Genomic DNA, 21,188 nt, shown 5'->3' on the forward strand with positions numbered 1-21,188 from the left:
GGCAGTACGCCATTTGAGTTATTGCGTTGTTATCAATGAGGGGTGCGGGGTCGGTGTTGTCCTGCTAGGGGCCCTTACGCCGGGTAATAATTGAACCTTGTTCAATTTTTCCGAATCTTCACAAGCGGCTCCGGAGTGTCCGGCGGCCTCCCGGAAGCCCGTCGCGACCCGCTCGACGCCTGCGGTACCCTGACGCCATGCGTGCCGTACGCCTTCTGCTTAGCGAGCCGCGCTGATCAGCCCCGGCCACCGTCGGATCGAGTGGCCGGCATCGGCGCGGCGTCCCCTCCTGTGCGAGGGGATTTTTCGTTTCCAGGAATGTCACAGCGCTGGCAGAGACGATCGATGGAGCTTTGAGGATCATGAGCGAGACGAACCCCGCTGCCGCTGCTGAGGCGGCCGCGCCGCACCGCTACACGGCCGCCATGGCCGCGGAGATCGAGGCACGCTGGCAGGACTTCTGGGACGCCGAGGGCACCTACGCGGCGCCGAACCCGAGCGGTGACCTGGCCGGGGACCCCGCGCTGGTCGCCAAGCCCAAGAAGTTCATCATGGACATGTTCCCGTACCCCTCCGGTGCGGGCCTGCACGTCGGCCACCCCCTGGGCTACATCGCCACCGATGTCTTCGCCCGGTTCCAGCGGATGACCGGCCACAACGTCCTGCACACCCTGGGCTTCGACGCCTTCGGCCTGCCCGCCGAGCAGTACGCCGTGCAGACCGGCACGCACCCGCGCGTGTCCACCGAGGCCAACATCGAGAACATGAAGGTCCAGCTGCGCCGGCTGGGCCTGGGCCACGACAAGCGCCGGTCGTTCGCCACGATCGACCCGGACTACTACAAGTGGACCCAGTGGATCTTCCTGCAGATCTTCAACTCCTGGTACGACGAGGAGGCGCGCCGGGCCCGCCCGATCGCGGAGCTGGTCGCCCAGTTCGACAGCGGTGAGCGCGCGGTGCCCGGCGGGCGCTCCTGGGCCGGGCTGAGCGCCGGCGAGCGCGCCGACCTGCTGGGCGAGTACCGCCTGGCCTACGCCTCCGACGCGCCGGTCAACTGGTGCCCGGGCCTGGGCACCGTGCTGGCCAACGAGGAGGTCACCGCCGACGGTCGCTCCGAGCGCGGCAACTTCCCCGTCTTCAAGGCCAAGCTGCGCCAGTGGAACATGCGCATCACCGCCTACGCCGACCGGCTGCTGGACGACCTGGAGGAGCTGGACTGGCCCGAGGCCATCAAGCTCCAGCAGCGCAACTGGATCGGCCGCTCGGAGGGCGCCCGCGTCGACTTCCCGATCGACGGTGAGCGCATCACCGTCTTCACCACGCGTCCCGACACCCTGTTCGGCGCGACCTACATGGTGCTGGCGCCCGAGCACCCGCTGGTCGAGAAGTTCACGCCGACCGCCTGGCCCGAGGGCACGCACGGCGTGTGGACCGGCGGCCACGCCACCCCGGCCGAGGCCGTCGCCGCCTACCGCGCGCAGGCCGCCTCGAAGTCCGACGTCGAGCGCCAGGCCGAGGCCAAGGACAAGACCGGCGTCTTCATCGGCGCGTACGCCACCAACCCGGTCAACGGCGAGCAGGTGCCGGTCTTCATCGCCGACTACGTGCTGATGGGCTACGGCACCGGCGCGATCATGGCCGTACCGGGGCACGACAGCCGTGACTTCGAGTTCGCGCGCGCCTTCGAACTGCCGATCCGCTGCGTGGTCGAGCCGACCGACGGCCGCGGCACGGACCCCGCCGCCTGGGACGCGGCCTTCGTCTCGCACGACGCGAAGATCGTCAACTCCACCGGAGCGGACGTCTCCCTGGGCGGCCTGGGCGTCGTCGAGGCCAAGGCGCGCATCACCGAGTGGCTGGAGCGCACCGGCGCCGGCGAGGGCACCGTCAACTTCCGGCTGCGCGACTGGCTGTTCAGCCGCCAGCGCTACTGGGGCGAGCCCTTCCCGATCGTCTACGACGAGGAGGGCATCGCGCACGCCCTGCCCGAGTCGATGCTGCCGCTGGAGCTGCCGGAGGTCGAGGACTACTCCCCGCGCACCTTCGACCCGGACGACGCCGACACCCAGCCCGAGACGCCCCTGTCGCGCAACGAGGACTGGGTCAACGTCACGCTGGACCTGGGCGACGGCCGAGGTCCGCGCACGTACCGCCGCGAGACCAACACCATGCCCAACTGGGCCGGTTCCTGCTGGTACGAGCTGCGGTACCTGGACCCGCACAACTCCGAGCAGCTGGTCGGCCCGGAGATCGAGCGGTACTGGATGGGCCCGCGCGAGGGACAGCCGCACGGCGGTGTCGACCTGTACGTCGGCGGCGCCGAGCACGCGGTGCTGCACCTGCTGTACGCGCGCTTCTGGTCCAAGGTCCTGTTCGACCTGGGGCACGTCTCCTCGGCGGAGCCGTTCCACAAGCTGTTCAACCAGGGCATGATCCAGGCCTACGTCTACCGGGACGCGCGCGGGATCGCCGTACCGGCCGCCGAGGTGGAGGAGCGCGACGGCTCCTACTACTACCAGGGCGAGCAGGTCTCCCGGCTGCTGGGCAAGATGGGCAAGTCCCTGAAGAACGCGGTCACCCCGGACGAGATCTGCGCCGAGTACGGCGCCGACACCCTGCGCCTGTACGAGATGGCGATGGGCCCGCTGGACGTCTCGCGGCCGTGGGACACGCGCGCGGTGGTGGGCCAGTTCCGGCTGCTGCAGCGGCTGTGGCGCAACGTCGTCGACGAGGCGACCGGTGCGGTGACCGTCGTCGACGCCGAGCCCGACGAGGACACGCTGCGCGCGCTGCACAAGGCGATCGACGGGGTGCGCGGTGACCTGGAGGGCATGCGGTTCAACACCGCGATCGCCAAGGTCACCGAGTTGAACAACCACCTGACCAAGGCGGGCGGCGCGGTGCCGCGGTCCGTCGCCGAGGCGCTGGTCCTGCTGGTCGCCCCGCTCGCCCCGCACATCGCCGAGGAGCTGTGGCGCAAGCTGGGCCACGAGGACTCCGTGGTGCACCGGGACTTCCCGGTGGCCGACCCGGCGTACGTCGTCGACGAGACGGTGACCTGTGTCGTGCAGATCAAGGGCAAGGTCAAGGCCCGGCTGGAGGTCGCGCCGTCCATCTCCGAGGAGGAGCTGGAGAAGGTGGCGCTGGCCGACGACAAGGTCGTGGCGGCGCTGGACGGCGCCGGGATCCGGAAGGTGATCGTGCGGGCGCCGAAGCTGGTGAACATCGTCACGGCGTAGCCGGGCAGACCTCGGCAGGCGCTGCCTCCGGGTCGTCCCCTACGGGCAGGTTCGGGGTTCATCTGGAACTCCGGGCCTGCCCGCTGCGTTTACCGTGGAGAGCAGCGCGGCGAGGAGTGCCGCGGAACCGAGGAGGAGCATCGTGGAAGCAGTGATCGCAGTCGTGGCCCTGCTCTTCGTGCTCCTCGTGGTGCTCGGCGCCTACGCCACGGTGAAGGCGGTCGGCGCCGCCAAGCGCGGTGTGGACCGCACGATCACCCAGGCCCGCCGCACGGTCGAGGACCACACCCTGCGCGCCAAGTCCTTCGCCCAGATCGGCCCGGCGGGCGAACTAGCCCAGCTGCGGCTGAAACTGCGCACCTCGATGCGCGCCACCCAGGACGCGCTGCGCGCGGGCGTGGCCGAGGACGAGTCCCTGAAGGAGTCCCTCGGCCTCTTCGAGCGGCTCAGCGCCCACGGCCACGAACTGGACGACGAGTTGCGGCGCCTGGAGAGCGAGCCGGACCGGACGACCCTCGCCGAGCGGCTGCCGGACCTGCGCGAGCGCACCGAGCGCATCGTCAAGTCGGCGGACTCGCTGCGCTGGGCGGCCCGCGACCGGGCCCGCCGCTTCGCCGACGACGAGCTGGACTCACTGAGCGCGCAGATCGACATGGAGGCCGGTGCCCTGCGGCACTGGACCACCGAGGAGACGCCCGCCACCACCCCGCCGCCGTGGCCCGAGGCGCCCGCCGCCGAAGCGCCGGCCGCACAGCAGACCTGGCCGGAGGGTGCGAGGCAGCGGACGGCCGAGGAGCCGACGCGAGCGGCCATCACCCCGCCGGACCCGCGTCCGGCCTACCCCTGGCAGCAGAAGAAGCCCCGCCCCGAGAGCACCACCTGATCCGGCCACGGCCGCCCAGGTGAAAGGGGTCGGACTGCCGCCCGGGCGCTACGCCAGGTAACCTCCAGCTCATGTCCCGCCATGTCGCGATCGTCACCGATTCAACGGCCTACCTGCCGCCACGGACGATGGAGCGCCACGGCATCACAGCAGTGCCCCTGACCGTGGTCCTCGGGGACCAGGCGCTGGACGAGGGCACCGAGATCTCAACCCGTTCCCTGGCCCAGGCGCTGCAGAAACGGCGCTCCGTCACCACCTCGCGCCCCAGCCCCGAGCGGTTCGCCGAGACCTACCGCAAGGTCGCGGAGTCCGGCGCCACCGGCATCGTCTCGCTGCATCTGTCCGCCGAGCTGTCGGGCACCTACGACGCCGCGGTGCTCGCCGCCCGGGAGGCGCCGGTGCCGGTGCGGGTGGTGGACACGGGGATGATCGCGATGGCGCTCGGCTTCTGCGCGGTCGCCGCGGCGCAGGTCGCGGAGTCGGGCGGCACGGTGGACGAGGCGGTCATGACCGCGGAGAAGCGGGCGGCGGGCACCTCCGCCTACTTCTACGTCGACACGCTCGACTATCTGCGCCGAGGTGGCCGGATCGGAGCGGCCCAGGCGCTGCTCGGCTCGGCGCTCGCGGTGAAGCCGCTGCTGCAGCTGAACGGCGGCCGTATCGAGCCCCTGGAGAAGGTGCGGACGGCGTCGAAGGCCATCGCCCGGCTGGAGGAGATCGTCGCGGACCGGGCCGGGGGCGCACAGGTCGACATCGCCGTGCACCATCTCGCCGCGCCCGACCGGGCGTCGGCGCTGGCGGACCGGCTGCGGACGCGGGTGCGGGGTCTTGCGGATCTGCATGTGAGCGAGGTGGGGGCGGTGATCGGGGCGCATACCGGGCCCGGGTTGCTGGGGGTTGTGGTCTCGCCCAGGTGAGAGAGCGGTCTCACCCACATGAGTGAGGGAGTTGTCCACAACCGGTGGGCTGTCCCCGGGAATTGAGCAAGATCATCGCCGATTTCCGCGGTGCCCCAGTCTCGGGGCATGGCACTTCGATCACGTACACGCACCGCCGCCGCGGCCAGTGGACCGGGCCGCGGCCCTCGTTCCGATGTCCGCACCCGTCACCACCGCACCCACCCGCGAGGCCGCGCCCGGCACCGCCATGCCCCGGCCGAGGAACTCCGCCGGCGTGCGGAGCTGCTCTTCGGTGAACGGGCCCTGGAGGAAAGGGAGTCGGACAAGGGGCCTCCGCCGGAGGAGGGCGAGGGCGGCCCGGACCCGGGTGCGCCCGGCGCCGATGCGGCCGAGGACTGGCGGGGGCGTGCCGGACTCGCGCTGCGGGAGCGGCTGCCGCTGTGGATGCAGGCGCGGTGCGGTCTCGAGCGGCGCAGCCTCCTCGCGCTCACCGTGGTGCTGGTCGTCGCCGCGGGCTTCGCGGTGCAGCACTTCTGGGCCGGGCGGACGCAGGCCGTGCGGGCGCCCGAGGTGGTGCGGGCCGCCTCCTACGCGGCGGGGGAGGAGAGCGCCGGACCGGGAGCCGGCCTCCTCGGCGCGTCCGCCGGGACCGAGATCGTGGTGGACGTCAGCGGCAAGGTGCGCGAACCGGGCATCCACCGGCTGCCGCCGGGCTCCCGGGTCGACGACGCCCTGCGCGCGGCGGGCGGGGTGCGGCCCGGCGCGAGTACGGCAGGGCTGAACCGGGCGCGCTTCCTGGTGGACGGCGAACAGGTCGTCGTGGGCGTGCCCGCTCCGGTGCAAGGGGGTGCCCCGGTGCCGGGTGCGGCCGGAGCGGTGCAGGGCGGTGCCCCGGTGCCAGGTGCGGCCTCCGCCGCCCCGGTCTCGCTCAACACGGCCACCGCCGAGCAGCTCGACACCCTGCCCGGCGTCGGACCGGTCCTGGCCCAGCACATCATCGACCACCGCACCCGCAACGGCGGTTTCCGCTCCGTGGCGGAGCTGCGCGAGGTCAACGGCATCGGCGAGCGCCGCTTCGCCGACCTGCGGAATCTCGTACGGCCATGACGGGCGCCCCCGAGGCCGGGCGCCCCGAGGTGCACGCGGCCTCCGGCAAACGGCTCGGCGCGTCCCACCCGCGCCAGGAAGGACCGACGGATCTTCGACTCGTACCGCCCGCGCTGGCGGCCTGGGCGACAGCGGCGCTGATGCTGACCGCGCCGGCCGGATGGAGCGCCGCAGTGGTGGCCGTGGCCCTGTGTGCGGCCGTCGTGCTCCTGTGGGCGCGACGGCCGGCCCGGACCGGCGTGCCGGTCGCCGCGGTCCTGCTCTGTGTCGCCGCGGCCACAGCTTCCGCCGGGCTGCACGGCGCCGATCTGCGGCGCGGGCCGGTGCCGGAGCTGGCCCGGGAGTATGCCACCGTGACCGCGGAGGTGGAGCTCACCTCCGATCCCCGGCTCACCCGGCCCCGGGTCAGCGGGGACCGGACGCGGCCGCCCGCCGTGCTGGTCAACGCCCAGGTGCGGCGAGTGGCGGCCGAGGGCCGGGCGGCGGCGGTGACGCGGACGCCGGTGCTGGTGGTCGTGGAGGCGTCCGCGGGGTCGCCCTGGCTGCGGTTGCTGCCGTCCACCCGGCTGCGGGTGAGCGCACGGTCGGCGCCGCCGCTGACGGGCGGTGACCGGATCGCGGCCGTGCTGCGGGTGCGGGGCGAGGCGGCGCCGGACGTCGTGGAGCCGGCGTCGGCGGCACAGCGGTTCGCCGGGAGGCTGCGGGCCGGACTGCGGGAGGCGACCGACGGACTGCCGACGGACGCGCGGGCGCTGCTGCCGGGCCTGGTCGTAGGGGACACCTCACGGATCACCCCGGAACTGGACGAGGCGTTCAAGGAGACCGACCTCGCGCACACGCTCGCGGTCTCCGGAAGCAACCTCACCATCGTTCTCGTGCTGCTCATCGGGCCGCCGGGCACGGCCCGCCTCGCGGAGCGGCGAGGGCTCGCGCCCCGGCTCGGGTTGTCCCTGCGGGCCACCGCGGTGTGCGGCGGGGCGCTCACGCTCGCCTTCGTGGTCGTGTGCAGACCGGACCCGAGTGTGCTGCGCGCCGCGGCCTGCGGGGCGGTGGTGCTGCTCGCCCTGGCGACCGGGCGCCGCCGGTCCCTGGTGCCCGCGCTGGCGACGGCCGTCCTGCTGCTGGTGCTGTTCGACCCCTGGCTGGCACGCAGTCCCGGGTTCCTGCTCTCGGTCCTGGCCACCGGGGCGCTGCTGACGCTGGCACCGCGCTGGAGTGCCGCGTTGCGGCGGCGCGGGGTCGGTCCGCGGTGGGCCGAGGCGGTGGCGGCAGCGGCGGCCGCGCAGGCGGTGTGCGCACCGGTCGTGGTGGTGCTGTCGGCCCGGGTGAGCCTGGTGGCGGTGCCGTGCAATCTGCTGGCGGAGATCGCGGTCGCCCCGGCCACGGTCCTCGGGTTCGCCGCGCTGGCGACCGCCCCGGTGGTGATGCCGGTGGCCAAGGCGCTGGCGTGGTGCGCGAGTTGGCCCGCGGGATGGATCGCCGACATCGCCCGGACCGGGGCGGCGCTGCCCGGCGCGGGCATCGACTGGCCGGACGGCTGGGCCGGGGCGGGGCTGCTGGCCCTGGTCACGGTGGCGCTGCTGCTGGCCGGGCGGCGGTTGTGGCGGCACCCCTGGTGGTGCGGGGCGGCCGTGGTGCTGCTGGTGCTGGCCGTGGTGCAGCCTCCGCCGCTGGTCCGGGTGATCAGCGGCTGGCCCCCGCCGGGCTGGCGGCTGGTGATGTGCGATGTGGGACAGGGGGACGCGCTGGTGCTCGCGGCCGGTGCGGGCACCGGGGTGGTGGTGGACGCCGGACCGGACCCGGAGCTCGTCGACCACTGTCTGCGCACGCTGGGCATCACCCGGATCCCGCTGATCGTCCTCACCCACTTCCACGCCGACCATGTGGCGGGCCTGCCCGGGGTGCTGCGCGGCCGGGCTGTGGGGGCGATCGGGACGACCGGTTGCCAGGAGCCGGAGGAGCAGGCGGAGTTCGTCCGGAGACTGGCCGCGGCGCGGGGCGTCCCGGTGACCCGGGCCGTGGCCGGGGAGCGGCGGCGGACCGGCGCGCTGTCCTGGGAGGTGCTGTGGCCGCCGTCGGCTGCGGTGCCGGGAACGGAAGGGCCGAACGACGCCAGTGTCGCCCTGCTCGCGGAGGTGGCGGGGGTGCGGTTCCTGTTGCTGGGGGACCTCGAACCACCGGCACAGCGGGCGCTGCTGAGATCACCGGCGGGCGGGCTGCTGGGCGGGGTGGATGTGCTGAAGGTGGCCCATCACGGCTCGGCGTACCAGGACCCGGAGCTGATGCGCAGGGCGGCGCCGCGGCTGGCGCTCATCTCTGCCGGGGAGGGCAATTCGTACGGGCATCCGGCCCCCGGCACGGTCGCCGCGCTGCGGGCGCGGGGGGCGGTGGTGCTGCGGACGGACGAGGACGGGGCGTTGGCGGTGGTCGGTGCGGGCGGGGAGTTGCGGGTGGCGGGAGACTGAGGGCATGAATTCCGCAGAAGTTGATGCCTATCTGAGCCGGCTCGGGGTGGCCCACCCGGCGTGGCCGACCGTGGACGTCCTGCGCGAGCTGCACCTGAGCCATCTGCGCACCGTGCCGTTCGAGAACCTGTCGATCCACCTCGGCGAGGAGATCGTGCTGGAGGAGAAGCGGCTGCTGGACAAGCTGATCGGCGCGCGGCGGGGAGGGTTCTGCTACGAACTGAACGGCGCCTTCGGGGCGTTGCTCGCGGCGCTCGGGTACGAGGTGACGCTGCTGGCGGGACGGGTCTACGACCGGGAGGGGCGACTGGGGATCCCGTACGACCATCTCGCGCTGCGGGTGCGGACCGTGGACGGGGGCGAGTGGCTGGCCGACGTCGGGTTCGGGGCGCACAGCCACTTTCCGCTGGCGCTGGAGGCGCGGGGGGAGCAGGAGGATCCCGCGGGGGTGTTCCGGATCGTGGAGGCGGGGCCGGACGCGGCCGGGGTGCGGGGCGGGCCCCGGCTGCCGGAGGCGGCGGACCTGGACGTCGTGATGAACGGCAGGCCGGTGTACCGGCTGGAGAGGCGGCCCCGGGTGCTCGGTGACTTCGTCGCCGGGGCGTGGTGGCACTCCGCCTCGCCGGCCTCGCACTTCACGCAGTCGCTGGTGTGCTCGCGGGTGACGGAGGACGGGGGGCGGATCACGCTGAGCGGGCGCACGTTCAAGACGACGGGTGCGGACGGGGGCCAGCAGGAGCGGTACCTCGCCACGGACGAGGAGGTGCTGACGGCGTACCGGGAGCGGTTCGGGATCGACCTGGAGCGGGTGCCTGCGGTGCGGGAGGGGTGAGGGGCGGTGGGGGTTGGGCGTGGTGCGGGAGGGTGAGGGGCGGTAGCGGTGGGTGCGGTGTGGAGGGTGCGGTGTGGAGGGGGTGAGCGGCGGTAGCGGTGCGTGCGGTGCGGAAGGGGTGAGGAATGGCAGGGGTGGGCGCGGCTGGAGAATGGCTGCGTGAGTGATGTGAGACATGTGCTGGTGCTGCCCGACCGGGACGCGGCCGAGGAGGTCGTGGAGGCGCTGCGGGAGCGGTTCGGGGTGGCCGAGGAGCCCCGGCTGGTGCGGGACGCGCTGGCCGGGGAGGACGACGCGGAGGACGCGCAGTGGCTGGTGGTGCTGCGGGACGAGGACGCGGCGCTGGATCCGGCGGAGCTGGACGCGTTCGCGGGGGAGTGGGAGGGGTGGCGGGAGGAGCCGTAGCCTTGCCCGCCGCGCTGATGGGCAGCGGGCGCTGCCCCCGGCGTGCCGGGTTACGCCGCCCCGGCACACCGCGTCATGCCGCGCCCCGGCATGCCAGCGGCAGGCCGCCCCGGCCGCCGGTTATGCCGCCCCGGCATGTCGGCGGAACCACGCCCCCCGGAACGCCGCGTTATGCCGCCCCGGCGCGTTAGCAGCAGGCCGCCCCGGCGCGTCGCGTTACGCCCCCCTCCTGGCACGCCAGCAGCAGGCCCCCGGCACACCGCGTCATGCCGCCCCCGGCACGTCAGCAGCACGCCGCCCCCGGAACGCCGCGTTATGCCGCCCCCGGCACCCCAGCAGCCCCCCGCCCCGTCCCCCACTGTCAGCCCCCCATGCCATCCTTGACCCGATGGCCAGGAAAAGTGCTACCGACGATCCGCTTGCCCCTCTGACGCTTGCCGTGGGGCAGGAGGAGTTGCTCCTCGACCGGGCTGTGCAGGAGGTCGTGCGGGCGGCCAAGGCCGCTGATGCCGACACCGATGTGCGGGACTTGAGCTCGGAGCAGTTGCAGCCGGGCACCCTCGCCGAGCTGACCAGTCCGTCGCTCTTCGCCGAGCGCAAGGTCGTCGTGGTGCGCAACTCCCAGGATCTGTCCGCCGACACCGTCAAGGACGTGAAGTCCTACCTCGGGGCGCCGGCCGAGGAGATCACGCTGGTGCTGCTGCACGCCGGCGGGGTGAAGGGCAAGGGGCTGCTCGACGCGGCCCGGAAGGCGGGCGCCCGGGAGGTCGCCTGCCCCAAGATGACCAAGCCCGCCGACCGGCTGGCCTTCGTGCGGCAGGAGTTCCGGGCCACCGGCCGCTCCGCCACCCCCGAGGCCTGCCAGGCGCTCGTCGACTCCATCGGGAGTGATCTGCGGGAGCTGGCGTCCGCCGTGTCGCAGCTGGTCGCCGATGTCGAGGGGACCATCGACGAGGCCGTGGTCGGGCGGTACTACACCGGTCGGGCCGAGGCCTCCAGCTTCACCGTCGCCGACCGTGCCGTCGAGGGCCGGGCCGCCGAGGCCCTGGAGGCGCTGCGCTGGTCCCTGGCCACGGGCGTCGCGCCCGTCCTGATCACCAGTGCGCTCGCGCAGGGCGTCCGGGCCATCGGCAAGCTCTCCTCCGCCCGGGGCGGGCGCCCCGCCGATCTCGCCCGTGAGCTGGGCATGCCGCCCTGGAAGATCGACCGGGTGCGCCAGCAGATGCGCGGCTGGACCCCCGACGGCGTCGCCGTCGCGCTGCGGGCCGTCGCCGAGGCCGACGCCGGGGTCAAGGGCGGCGGGGACGACCCCGAGTACGCCCTGGAGAAGGCGGTCGTCATCATCGCGCGGGCGGCTCGCTCCAGAGGACGCTGACCGCGGCGGGGAGGAAAATCGTGGGTGTCAGCCACCATCGCCGGATCAGGAAAGGTGGCGGTCACCATGGCTGAACACCCGCACGCACAACTCGTCCGCAAGGGATACGAGGCTTTCGCATCCGGTGACATGGACGCCCTGCGCGGGCTGATGGCATCGGACTGCACCCACCACGTGCCCGGCAGCCACCCGCTGTCCGGTGACTACAAGGGCCAGGACGCGATCATCGAGATGTACGGCCGGCTCTTCGAGGAGACCGGCGGCACGATGAACGCCGAACTGCTCCACCTCATGGTCGACGGCCGCGGCCACTGCGTCGCCCTGCACCGCTTCAGCGCCGAGCGCAACGGAAAGCGCATCGACGAGAAGGGCTGCATCATCTTCCGGATCGTCGGGGACAAGGCCACCGATCTCGACGAGTGCGTCGAGGACATCGACCAGGCCAACGCCTTCTGGACGTAACACCGGCCCACGCCCAAGGCCCCGGCGCCCACCCATGACACGGGCCCACGCCGAAGGCCCCTGCTCACGCCGAAGGCCCCGGCACCCACCCGTGACACCGGCCCACAACGAAGGCCCCCGCCCACCCCCAAGCAAGCCCCCGCCCACGCCCAAGGCCCCCCGCCCGCCCTCAAGCAAAGCCCCCGCCCACCCCCAAGCAAAGCCCCCGCCCACCCCCAAGCAAAGCCCCCGCCCACGCCGAAGGCCCCGGCACTCGCCCTGGGGAAGGGCGGGGCGCCGGGGCCTTCATGTGAAGCGTGAAGCTGCTGAGCTCGCACCCGCGTGGCGAACGCAGGCCGCGTGCGAGCTCGGGGTGCCGGACGGGAGCGGATGAGAGAGGGCCCGCTCTGGGTCCATCCGGCGGTCAGATCAGAAAGGTTCAGCCCTTGAGGGAAGCGACCTTCGAAGCAAGCGCCGACTTCTTGTTGGCGGCCTGGTTCTTGTGGATGACGCCCTTCGAGACGGCCTTGTCGAGCTGACGCGCGGCAGCGCGCTGGTACTCGGTGGCCTTCTCGGCGTCACCCGCGGCAGCGGCCTCACGGGCCTTGCGGATCGCGGTCTTCAGGGAGGACTTGACGGCCTTGTTGCGCAGCCGCGCCTTCTCGTTGGTCTTGATCCGCTTGATCTGGGACTTGATGTTCGCCACGAATGAGCCTCTACAGGTTCTGGCACGGGTCCGCGCGAAAGCCGCACGGAATCCGTACCGGGTGATTTTCTTGGGGTGTGCCTCGCGCTGAGAGGGCAAGAGACACAGCCACCCAGACTACCAGTGGCCCAGCATGCGGCCCAAACCGGTCCCCGGTCGCCGCCCGTGGGACCATGGAGCCTACGTATAGACCCGATCGTTCCGACCCGAGACCGCAGACGGCTGCGGACACCTCAAGAATCAGGACCCTGCGTGCCCGCGATCCCTAGCCATGTGCCCGAACCGAGCCGAACCGACCCGGCTCTGATCCGCAATTTCTGCATCATCGCGCACATCGACCACGGCAAGTCCACGCTCGCCGACCGGATGCTCCAGCTGACCGGTGTGGTCGAGCAACGGCAGATGCGCGCTCAGTACCTCGACCGCATGGACATCGAGCGCGAGCGCGGTATCACCATCAAGTCCCAGGCCGTGCGTCTGCCCTGGGCGCCCACCACGGACAAGGGCAACACGCACATCCTCAACATGATCGACACCCCGGGGCACGTCGACTTCACCTACGAGGTCTCCCGGTCGCTCGCCGCCTGCGAGGGCACCGTCCTCCTCGTCGACGCCGCCCAGGGCATCGAGGCCCAGACCCTCGCCAACCTCTACCTGGCGATGGAGAACGACCTCAAGATCATCCCCGTCCTGAACAAGATCGACCTGCCGGCCGCCCAGCCGGAGAAGTTCTCCGAGGAGCTCGCCAACCTCATCGGCTGCGACCCCGAGGACGTTCTCAGGGTCTCCGCCAAGACGGGTGTCGGCGTCGACGCGCTGCTCGACCGGGTGGTCCGTGAGGTCCCGGCGCCGGTCGGCGTCAAGGACGCCCCCGCCCGCGCGATGATCTTCGACTCGGTCTACGACTCCTACCGCGGTGTGGTGACGTACGTCCGTGTCATCGACGGCCAGCTCAGCAAGCGCGAGCGCATCAAGATGATGTCGACCGGCGCCACCCACGAGCTGCTGGAGATCGGCACCAACTCGCCGGAGATGCTCAGCGCCGACGGTCTCGGCGTCGGCGAGGTGGGCTATCTGATCACCGGTGTGAAGGACGTCCGCCAGTCCAAGGTCGGTGACACCGTCACCAGCATGCACAAGGGCGCGACGGAAGCCCTCGGCGGCTACAAGGACCCGAAGCCGATGGTCTTCTCCGGTCTGTATCCGCTGGACGGCTCCGACTACCCCGAGCTGCGCGAGGCCCTGGACAAGCTCCAGCTCAACGACGCCGCCCTCGTCTACGAGCCGGAGACCTCCGCCGCCCTCGGCTTCGGCTTCCGCGTCGGTTTCCTCGGGCTGCTGCACCTGGACGTGATCCGCGAGCGGCTGGAGCGCGAGTTCGGGCTCGACCTGATCGCGACCGCGCCGAACGTGGTCTACCGGGTGGTGATGGAGGACGGCACCGAGCACGTCGTCACCAACCCCAGCGAGTTCCCCGAGGGCAAGATCAACGAGGTGTACGAGCCGGTCGTGCGCGCCACGATCCTCGCCCCGACCGAGTTCATCGGCTCGATCATGGAGCTGTGCCAGACCCGGCGCGGCACCCTGCTCGGCATGGACTACCTCTCCGAGGACCGGGTCGAGATCCGCTACACCCTGCCGCTCGCCGAGATCGTCTTCGACTTCTTCGACCAGCTGAAGTCGAAGACGCGCGGATACGCCTCCCTGGACTACGAGCCCACCGGTGAGCAGACCTCCAGCCTGGTCAAGGTCGACATCCTGCTGCACGGCGACAAGGTGGACGCCTTCTCCGCGATCACCCACAAGGACGCGGCCTACGCCTACGGGGTGCGGCTCGTCGCCAAGCTGCGTGAGCTGATCCCCCGGCAGGCCTTCGAGGTGCCCATCCAGGCCGCCATCGGCTCCCGGGTCATCGCCCGCGAGACCATCCGCGCCATCCGCAAGGACGTCCTCGCCAAGTGCTACGGCGGCGACATCTCGCGTAAGCGGAAGCTGCTGGAGAAGCAGAAGGAGGGCAAGAAGCGGATGAAGATGGTGGGTTCCGTGGAAGTTCCGCAGGAGGCCTTCATCGCCGTACTGAGCAGTGATGACAGCGCGGGGTCGGGCAAGGGCAAGAAGTAACCGCCGGTCACCGGTGCGCAGCCCGGCAAATCGGGCACCGAGGGGTCCGTCGTACGAAAGTGCGGCGGGCCCCGGCGCATGTGAGGGGTAGGTCTCTGTAGGAAGTGACAGGGCGCGGGCCCTTACGCCCCGGCCGGTCGCGCCTTACTCTGATCCCTGCTCGATAGTTACTCGCGAGTTAAACAACGGCACGCGAGTAGAACCAGCCGCATTCTGAGCCAGCCGCATCGTCGCGGGCCCCGGAGGATGTCGTGAGCGACACACAGACTTTGATCGAGAACCGTCCGCCGAGCGTGGCGGCCCTCTTCCTGGAGCGCGTGGCGGCCACGCCGGATGCCGAGGCCTATCGCTATCCCGTGCCGAACGCGGCCGGGGAGGGCCCGGATGACTGGAAGTCGCTGAACTGGAGCCAGGCCGCCCAGCGGGTCTACGCGATCGCCGCCGGTCTCATCGAGCTGGGGGTGCAGCCCGAGCAGCGGGTCGCCCTCGCCTCCTCGACCCGCATCGAGTGGATCCTCGCCGACCTCGGCATCATGTGCGCCGGCGCCGCCACGACCACGGTCTATCCGCAGACCAACGCGGAGGAGTCGGCGTTCATCCTCGCGGACTCCGCCAGCCGGGTGCTGATCGCCGAGGACGCGGCCCAGCTCGCCAAGGCCGTCGAGAAGCGCGCCGAGCTGCCCGACCTCACGCACGTCGTGGTGATCGACCCGGCCGGCGTCGAGACCGCCGACTGGATCCTCACCCTGGACGAGCTGGAGAAGCGCGGCGCCGCCCGGCTGGAGAAGGACGCCGACCTGGTCAAGGAGCGGGTCGGCGCGATCACCAAGGACCAGCTCGCCACCCTCATCTACACCTCCGGCACCACCGGGCGCCCCAAGGGTGTGCGCCTGCCGCACGACAACTGGTCGTACATGGCCAAGGCCATCGGCGCGACCGGGCTCCTCGGCCAGGACGACGTGCAGTACCTGTGGCTGCCGCTCGCCCACGTCTTCGGCAAGGTGCTCACCTCCGGCCAGCTCGAGATCGGCCATGTCACCGCCGTCGACGGCCGCGTCGACAAGATCATCGAGAACCTGCCGGTCGTCCAGCCGACGTACATGGCGGCCGTGCCGCGCATCTTCGAGAAGGTCTACAACGGCGTCGCCGCCAAGGCCCGCGCGGGCGGCGGGGCCAAGTACAAGATCTTCCTGTGGGCGGCCGAGGTGGCCCGCGAGTACGCCAAGGTCAGCCAGGACAACTTCCGCCGCACCGGCACCGCGTCCGTCCCCTTCGGCCTCCGCACGAAGCACAAGGTCGCCGACGCCCTCGTCTACTCCAAGCTGCGGGACGCCTTCGGCGGCCGGCTGCGGGCCTGTGTCTCCGGCTCGGTCGCCCTGGCCCCGGAGATTGGCTACTTCTTCGCCGGTGCCGGCATCCACATCCTGGAGGGCTACGGCCTGACCGAGTCCTCCGCGGCCTCCTTCGTCAACCCGGGCGAGGCATACCGCACCGGCACGGTCGGCAAGCCGCTGCCCGGCTGCGAGGTCCGGATCGCCGACGACGGCGAGATCCTGCTGCGCGGCCCCGGGATCATGGAGGGCTACCACGGCCTGCCCGAGAAGACGGCGGAGGTGCTGGAGCCGGACGGCTGGTTCCACACCGGCGACATCGGCGAGCTTTCCCCCGACGGCTACCTGCGGATCACCGACCGCAAGAAGGACCTGTTCAAGACGTCCGGCGGCAAGTACATCGCGCCGACGGAGATCGAGGGCTCCTTCAAGTCGGTCTGCCCGTACGTCTCCAACATCCTGGTGCACGGCGCCGACCGGAACTTCTGCACGGCGCTCATCGCCCTGGACGAGCCGGCCCTGATGGGCTGGGCCAAGGAGCACGGGATGGAGGGCAAGTCGTACGCGGAGGTCGTCGCGGCGCCGGAGACGGTGGCGATGGTCGAGGGGTACGTCAAGCAGGTCAACGAGAACCTGCAGCGGTGGCAGACCATCAAGAAGTTCCGGCTGCTGCCGAGGGACCTCGACGTGGAGCACGGCGAGATCACGCCGAGCCTGAAGCTGAAGCGGCCGGTCGTGGAGCGGGAGTACAAGCACCTCATCGAGGAGATGTACGCCGGGACGCGCGAGGCGTAGCGGCTCCCGGGTCCCCGCCGACCAGCTCCCGCAGTTCCTGGACCTCCGCCCTGAGCGCCTCCAACTGGAGCTGCTTGCTGTGCAGGTCCAGGAACACCTTCACCTTCGCCCGCAGCACCCACGGGTCGAAGGGCTTGGTCAGATAGTCGGCCGCGCCGGTGGCGTAGCCGCGGAAGGCGTACCCCGTGTCGTCCTCCGCGCCGGTCAGGAAGATGATCGGGACGTCCTTCGTCTGGTCCAGGCGCTTGATGTTCGCCGCCGTCTCGAAACCGTCCATGCCGGGCATCCGGACGTCCAGCAGGACCAGGGCGAAGCGGCGGCGCAGCAGGGCCTTCATCGCCTCCTCGCCGGAACGCGCCCGCACCAGCGGTTCGTGGAGTGAGCCCAGCACCGCCTCCAGGGCGATCAGGTTGTCCTCCATGTCGTCGACCAGGAGGATGCCGGCGCGCCCGTCCCGTGCGTCCTGGGCGCTCATGGCGTCGCCTCGTGCGTTTCCTCCGGGTCCAGCAGGGCGCACACGACGGTGAGCAGTCGGTCCACGTCCACCGGTTTGGGTACGTAGTCGTTGGCGCCGCGCGCGATGGACTTCTCCCGGTCGCCGGGCATGGCCTTCGCGGTCAGCGCGATGATGGGCAGGTCCACCCAGCGCGGGGTGCGGCGGATCGCGGCGATGGTCTCGTAGCCGTCCATCTCCGGCATCATGATGTCCATCAGGATGAGTTCGACGTCCGGGTTGCGCTCCAGGGTCTCGATGCCCTCGCGGCCGTTCTCCGCGTAGAGCACCGGCATGCCGACCCGGCCGAGCACATGGGTGAGCGCGAACACGTTGCGGATGTCGTCGTCCACGATCAGCACGCGCCGCCCGGACAGCACCTGCCCCGCCCGGCCCGACTGCCACTCCTCCAGCTTGGTCGGCGTGGGCCAGGCGTCGTCCGCCTCCGGCAGGGGGGACATCTGCTCCGGCACCAGTACGGTGCTCCGGTCGTCGGCCACCGGGTGGCCGGGGCTGACGACGGGGACGTACAGGGTGAAGGTGGAGCCCTGTCCCGGCACGCTCTCGGCGACGATACGGCCGCCCAGCAGGCCCGCGATCTCCCGGCTGATGGACAGCCCGAGACCGGTGCCGCCGTACTTGCGGTTGGTGGTGCCGTCGGCCTGCTGGAACGCCTCGAAGATCACCGGGAGTTTCTCCGGTGCGATCCCGATGCCGGTGTCGGACACCTCGAAGGCGATCACCCGCTCACCGGCCTCCGCGTCCTTGACCAGGCCGACCCGCAGCTCGACCCGGCCCGAGGCGGTGAACTTGATGGCGTTGGACAGCAGATTGCGCAGCACCTGCTGCAGGCGCTGCTCGTCCGAGTACATCTCGCGCGGGACGTCCTCGCCGACCGACACCTCGAAGGAGAGCCCGCGGTCGTGGGTGAGCGGGCGGAAGGTGGCGTGGACGTAGTCGAGCAGTTTGATCAGCGGCAGCCGCTTGGGGCGTACGTCCATCCGGCCGGCCTCGATCTTCGACAGGTCGAGGATGTCGTTGATCAGCTGTAGCAGGTCGGAGCCCGAGCGGTGGATCGTCGTCGCGAACTGGACCTCCTGGTCGGTGAGATGGCCGTCCGGGTTGTCCGAGAGGAGACGGGCGAGGATCAGCAGGGAGTTCAGCGGGGTGCGCAGCTCGTGCGACATGTTCGCCAGGAACTCCGACTTGTACTGCGAGGAGGTGGCCAGCAGGGCCGCCTTCTCCTCCAGTTCGGCATTGGAGTGCTGCAACTCCGCCTGCTGTTTCTGGAGTTCGTCCGAGCGCTCCTGCAGCTGCATGGCCAGCCGCTGGGACTCGCCGAGGAGCGACTCGGTGCGGGAGTTGGCGATGATGGTGTTGATGGCGACGCCGATGGTGTTCACGAACTGGTCGAAGAAGGCCAGGTGGACATCGGAGAAGCGGGAGAAGGACGCCAGCTCGATCACCCCGAGGAGCTTGTCCTCGAAGAGGATCGGGATGATGACGATGGTGGTGGGAGCGGCTTCCCCGAGACCGCTGTTGATCTTGATGTAGTCCGGTGGGGCCTCCTCGACGAGGATGCGCTTCTTCTCGCGGGCCGCCTGCGCCACCAGGCCGTGGACCGGAAGACCGCCGGTCTCCATGGTGGCGCCCTGCGCGGCGCCGTAACCGGCGATGAAGGCCAGGCCCTTGGTCGGGGCGGTGGTGCCGTCCTGCTCCGGGTCCGCCAGGTAGAACGCGCCGTACTGGGCGTTCACCAGCGGGGTCAGCTCGCGCAGGATCAGGTCGGCGACCTCCATCAGGTCCCGGTGGCCCTGCATCAGGGAGGCCAGGCGGGCGAGGTTGGATTCCAGCCAGTCCTTGGCGCGGGTCGTCTCGCGGAGGTTGGCCACCATCAGGTTGATGTTGTCCTTCAGCTCGGCGACCTCGCCGCGCGTCTCCACCGTGATCGAGCGGGACATGTCGCCCTGCGCCACGGCCGAGGCCACCTCGGCGATGGCACGGACCTGGGTGGTCAGGTTCAGTGCCAGCTCGTTCACATTGGTCGTCAGCCGCTTCCAGGTGCCGTACACGCCCTCGACCCGGGCCTGGCCGCCGAGCTGGCCCTCGGAGCCGACCTCGCGGGCCACGCGGGTGACCTCGGAGGAGAACGAGGAGAGCGTGTCGACCATGGTGTTGATGGTGGTCTTGAGTTCCAGGATCTCGCCGCGCGCGTCCACGTCGATCTTCTTCGACAGATCGCCCTGGGCCACGGCGGTGGCGACCTGGGCGATGTTGCGCACCTGCGAGGTGAGGTTGTCGGCCATGTAGTTGACGTTGTCCGTCAGGTCCCGCCAGACGCCGGAGACGCCCAGCACCCGGGCCCGGCCGCCGAGGTTGCCGTCGGTGCCGACCTCGCGGGCGACGCGGGTGACCTCGTCGGCGAAGGCGCGCAGTTGCTCCACCATCGTGTTGACGGTGTCCTTCAGCTCCAGGATCTCGCCGCGCGCGTCGACCGTGATCTTCTTGGAGAGGTCGCCGTTGGCGACGGCGGTGGTGACCTGGGCGATGTTGCGGACCTGCGAAGTGAGGTTCAGCGCCATGAAGTTGACGTTGTCGGTGAGGTCCTTCCAGACCCCGCTCACGCCGCGCACCTGGGCCTGACCGCCGAGGTTTCCCTCGGTGCCGACCTCGCGGGCGACGCGGGTGACCTCGTCGGCGAAGGCGGAGAGCTGGTCGACCATGGTGTTGATGGTCGACTTCAGCTCCAGGATCTCGCCCTTGGCCTCCACGGTGATCTTCTTGCCGAGGTCGCCCTGGGCCACGGCGGTGGAGACGAGGGCGATGTTGCGCACCTGGGAGGTGAGGTTGTCGGCCATGAAGTTGACGTTGTCGGTGAGGTCCTTCCAGACCCCGCTCACGCCGCGCACCTGGGCCCGGCCGCCGAGGTTTCCCTCGGTGCCGACCTCGCGGGCGACGCGGGTGACCTCGTCGGCGAAGGCGGAGAGCTGGTCGACCATCGTGTTGATGGTCGACTTCAGCTCCAGGATCTCGCCCTGCGCGTCGACGGTGATCTTCTGGCTGAGGTCGCCGTTGGCGACGGCGGTGGTGACCTGCGCGATGTTGCGGACCTGCGAAGTGAGGTTCGACGCCATGAAGTTGACGTTGTCGGTGAGGTCCTTCCACACCCCGGACACGCCCCGCACCTGCGCGCGCCCGCCCAACTGGCCCTCGGTGCCGACCTCGCGGGCGACGCGGGTGACCTCGTCGGCGAAGGCGGAGAGCTGGTCGACCATCGTGTTGACGGTCAGCTTCAGTTCGAGCAGCTCACCGGTCGCCTCGACGGTGACCGTGCGGGTCAGGTCGCCGCGCGCCACCGCCGTCGTCACCAGGGCGATGTCCCGCACCTGCGCCGTCAGCCGGGCGGCCATGGTGTTGACCGCCTCGGTCACGTCCCGCCAACTGCCCGAAAGACCGCGCACCTTGGCCCGGCCGCCGAGCCGTCCCTCGGTGCCGACCTCGCGGGCCACCCGGGTCACCTCGCCGGTGAACAGGGAGAGCTGGTCGACCATCTTGTTCACGGCCCGGCCCAGCCGCCGCAGATCGCCCCGCAACTGGCGGGAACCGTCGTGCAGATCGACCCGCTGGGTCAGATCGCCGCCCGCCACCGCGTCCAGGACCCGGGTCGCGTTGGCAGCCGGGGCCACGATGGCGTCGAGGAGCTGGTTGACGTCATTGATCCGGGCCGTCCAGGCGCCCTGGCCCGGGCTCGCCGCCAGCCGCTCGTCGAGCCGGCCGTGCCGGACGAGTTCCCGCCTGACGCGCTGCACCTCGGAGTTGAAGTGCAGACTGCGGTTCATGATCTGGTTGTAGGCCGCGACGAGCTCGGCCACCACGCCGGTGCCGGGATCGGACACGTGCCGGAAGTCGCCGTCCCTCGCCGAGGTCATCGCGACGAGCAGAGGGCGCAGATCCGATGCCCGAATCTGACCGTCTTCGAGCGTGCGTGTACCACTGTTCTCACTCATGGCGGCCCACTTCGGTAACTCGGTGCTTATGGGCGTGGTCAGTCTGTCACTCTGTCGGCGTCGACTGAGGCGAATTCGTCCGAACCGCT

At 71.0% G+C, this 21,188-nt stretch carries 14 protein-coding genes; 11 read left to right on the forward strand and 3 right to left on the reverse strand.

Going from position 1 to position 21,188, the window contains the following annotated elements; translation table 11 throughout:
• Window positions 1–362 precede the first annotated feature (362 nt).
• From leuS to ACWD11_RS26915, 9 genes are all read left to right on the forward strand, one after another.
• Complete coding sequence (gene leuS, locus ACWD11_RS26875) at window positions 363–3,239, forward strand: leucine--tRNA ligase (RefSeq protein ID WP_451286043.1); 2,877 nt, start codon at window positions 363–365, stop codon at window positions 3,237–3,239.
• Between the two features lie 142 nt (window positions 3,240–3,381).
• On the forward strand, window positions 3,382–4,122 hold the full coding sequence (locus ACWD11_RS26880; protein ID WP_451286045.1) for a hypothetical protein: 741 nt from the start codon (window positions 3,382–3,384) through the stop codon (window positions 4,120–4,122).
• A gap of 71 nt (window positions 4,123–4,193) precedes the next feature.
• The gene (locus tag ACWD11_RS26885; RefSeq protein ID WP_389416074.1) at window positions 4,194–5,039 is read left to right on the forward strand and encodes a DegV family protein; all 846 of its coding nucleotides are present in this window, start codon (window positions 4,194–4,196) and stop codon (window positions 5,037–5,039) included.
• Between the two features lie 108 nt (window positions 5,040–5,147).
• Window positions 5,148–6,128, forward strand: coding sequence for a helix-hairpin-helix domain-containing protein (locus ACWD11_RS26890; RefSeq protein WP_451286048.1), 981 nt, complete (start codon window positions 5,148–5,150; stop codon window positions 6,126–6,128).
• Window positions 6,125–8,593 carry a ComEC/Rec2 family competence protein gene (locus ACWD11_RS26895; protein ID WP_451286050.1) on the forward strand — a complete coding sequence of 823 codons (2,469 nt, stop codon included), beginning with the start codon at window positions 6,125–6,127 and terminating at the stop codon, window positions 8,591–8,593. Before ACWD11_RS26890 ends, ACWD11_RS26895 begins: the two co-directional genes overlap by 4 nt.
• A gap of 4 nt (window positions 8,594–8,597) precedes the next feature.
• Complete coding sequence (locus ACWD11_RS26900) at window positions 8,598–9,425, forward strand: arylamine N-acetyltransferase family protein (RefSeq protein WP_451286052.1); 828 nt, start codon at window positions 8,598–8,600, stop codon at window positions 9,423–9,425.
• A gap of 159 nt (window positions 9,426–9,584) precedes the next feature.
• Entirely contained in the window at window positions 9,585–9,830 is a 246-nt protein-coding gene (locus tag ACWD11_RS26905) for a hypothetical protein (RefSeq protein ID WP_389416078.1), read from the forward strand.
• A 388-nt stretch (window positions 9,831–10,218) separates the two neighbouring features.
• Window positions 10,219–11,205, forward strand: coding sequence for a DNA polymerase III subunit delta (gene holA, locus ACWD11_RS26910; protein ID WP_451286054.1), 987 nt, complete (start codon window positions 10,219–10,221; stop codon window positions 11,203–11,205).
• Between the two features lie 66 nt (window positions 11,206–11,271).
• Entirely contained in the window at window positions 11,272–11,667 is a 396-nt protein-coding gene (locus tag ACWD11_RS26915) for a nuclear transport factor 2 family protein (RefSeq protein WP_389416080.1), read from the forward strand.
• A 418-nt stretch (window positions 11,668–12,085) separates the two neighbouring features.
• On the opposite strand, the gene rpsT is transcribed toward ACWD11_RS26915, so the two are convergent.
• Complete coding sequence (gene rpsT / locus ACWD11_RS26920) at window positions 12,086–12,352, reverse strand: 30S ribosomal protein S20 (RefSeq protein WP_030042978.1); 267 nt, start codon at window positions 12,350–12,352, stop codon at window positions 12,086–12,088.
• Window positions 12,353–12,604: 252 nt separating this feature from the next.
• Between rpsT and lepA the strand changes: the two genes are divergently transcribed.
• Together lepA and ACWD11_RS26930 are read left to right on the forward strand one after the other, a co-directional pair.
• The gene (gene lepA, locus ACWD11_RS26925) at window positions 12,605–14,473 is read left to right on the forward strand and encodes a translation elongation factor 4 (RefSeq protein ID WP_389416081.1); all 1,869 of its coding nucleotides are present in this window, start codon (window positions 12,605–12,607) and stop codon (window positions 14,471–14,473) included.
• 251 nt (window positions 14,474–14,724) lie between these two features.
• Window positions 14,725–16,599 (forward strand): AMP-dependent synthetase/ligase, encoded by a 1,875-nt coding sequence (locus ACWD11_RS26930; RefSeq protein ID WP_451286056.1) that lies wholly within the window; start codon window positions 14,725–14,727, stop codon window positions 16,597–16,599.
• Here ACWD11_RS26930 and ACWD11_RS26935 read toward each other — a convergent pair.
• Entirely contained in the window at window positions 16,562–17,074 is a 513-nt protein-coding gene (locus ACWD11_RS26935) for a response regulator (RefSeq protein ID WP_389416083.1), read from the reverse strand. The genes ACWD11_RS26930 and ACWD11_RS26935 overlap by 38 nt on opposite strands.
• Window positions 17,071–21,099 (reverse strand): HAMP domain-containing protein, encoded by a 4,029-nt coding sequence (locus ACWD11_RS26940; protein WP_389416084.1) that lies wholly within the window; start codon window positions 21,097–21,099, stop codon window positions 17,071–17,073. The genes ACWD11_RS26935 and ACWD11_RS26940 overlap by 4 nt, the downstream gene beginning before the upstream one ends.
• Window positions 21,100–21,188: the final 89 nt, after the last annotated feature.

This window comes from Streptomyces sp. NPDC002776 (assembly GCF_053592195.1).

Coding starts and splice junctions, on each gene's coding strand:
- ACWD11_RS26940 (WP_389416084.1), bottom strand. CDS start 21,099: ATGAGTGAGAACAGTGGTACACGCACGCTCGAAGACGGTCAGATTCGG.
- ACWD11_RS26915 (WP_389416080.1), top strand. CDS start 11,272: ATGGCTGAACACCCGCACGCACAACTCGTCCGCAAGGGATACGAGGCT.
- ACWD11_RS26890 (WP_451286048.1), top strand. CDS start 5,148: ATGGCACTTCGATCACGTACACGCACCGCCGCCGCGGCCAGTGGACCG.
- ACWD11_RS26885 (WP_389416074.1), top strand. CDS start 4,194: ATGTCCCGCCATGTCGCGATCGTCACCGATTCAACGGCCTACCTGCCG.
- ACWD11_RS26895 (WP_451286050.1), top strand. CDS start 6,125: ATGACGGGCGCCCCCGAGGCCGGGCGCCCCGAGGTGCACGCGGCCTCC.
- ACWD11_RS26900 (WP_451286052.1), top strand. CDS start 8,598: ATGAATTCCGCAGAAGTTGATGCCTATCTGAGCCGGCTCGGGGTGGCC.
- leuS (WP_451286043.1), top strand. CDS start 363: ATGAGCGAGACGAACCCCGCTGCCGCTGCTGAGGCGGCCGCGCCGCAC.
- holA (WP_451286054.1), top strand. CDS start 10,219: ATGGCCAGGAAAAGTGCTACCGACGATCCGCTTGCCCCTCTGACGCTT.
- ACWD11_RS26935 (WP_389416083.1), bottom strand. CDS start 17,074: ATGAGCGCCCAGGACGCACGGGACGGGCGCGCCGGCATCCTCCTGGTC.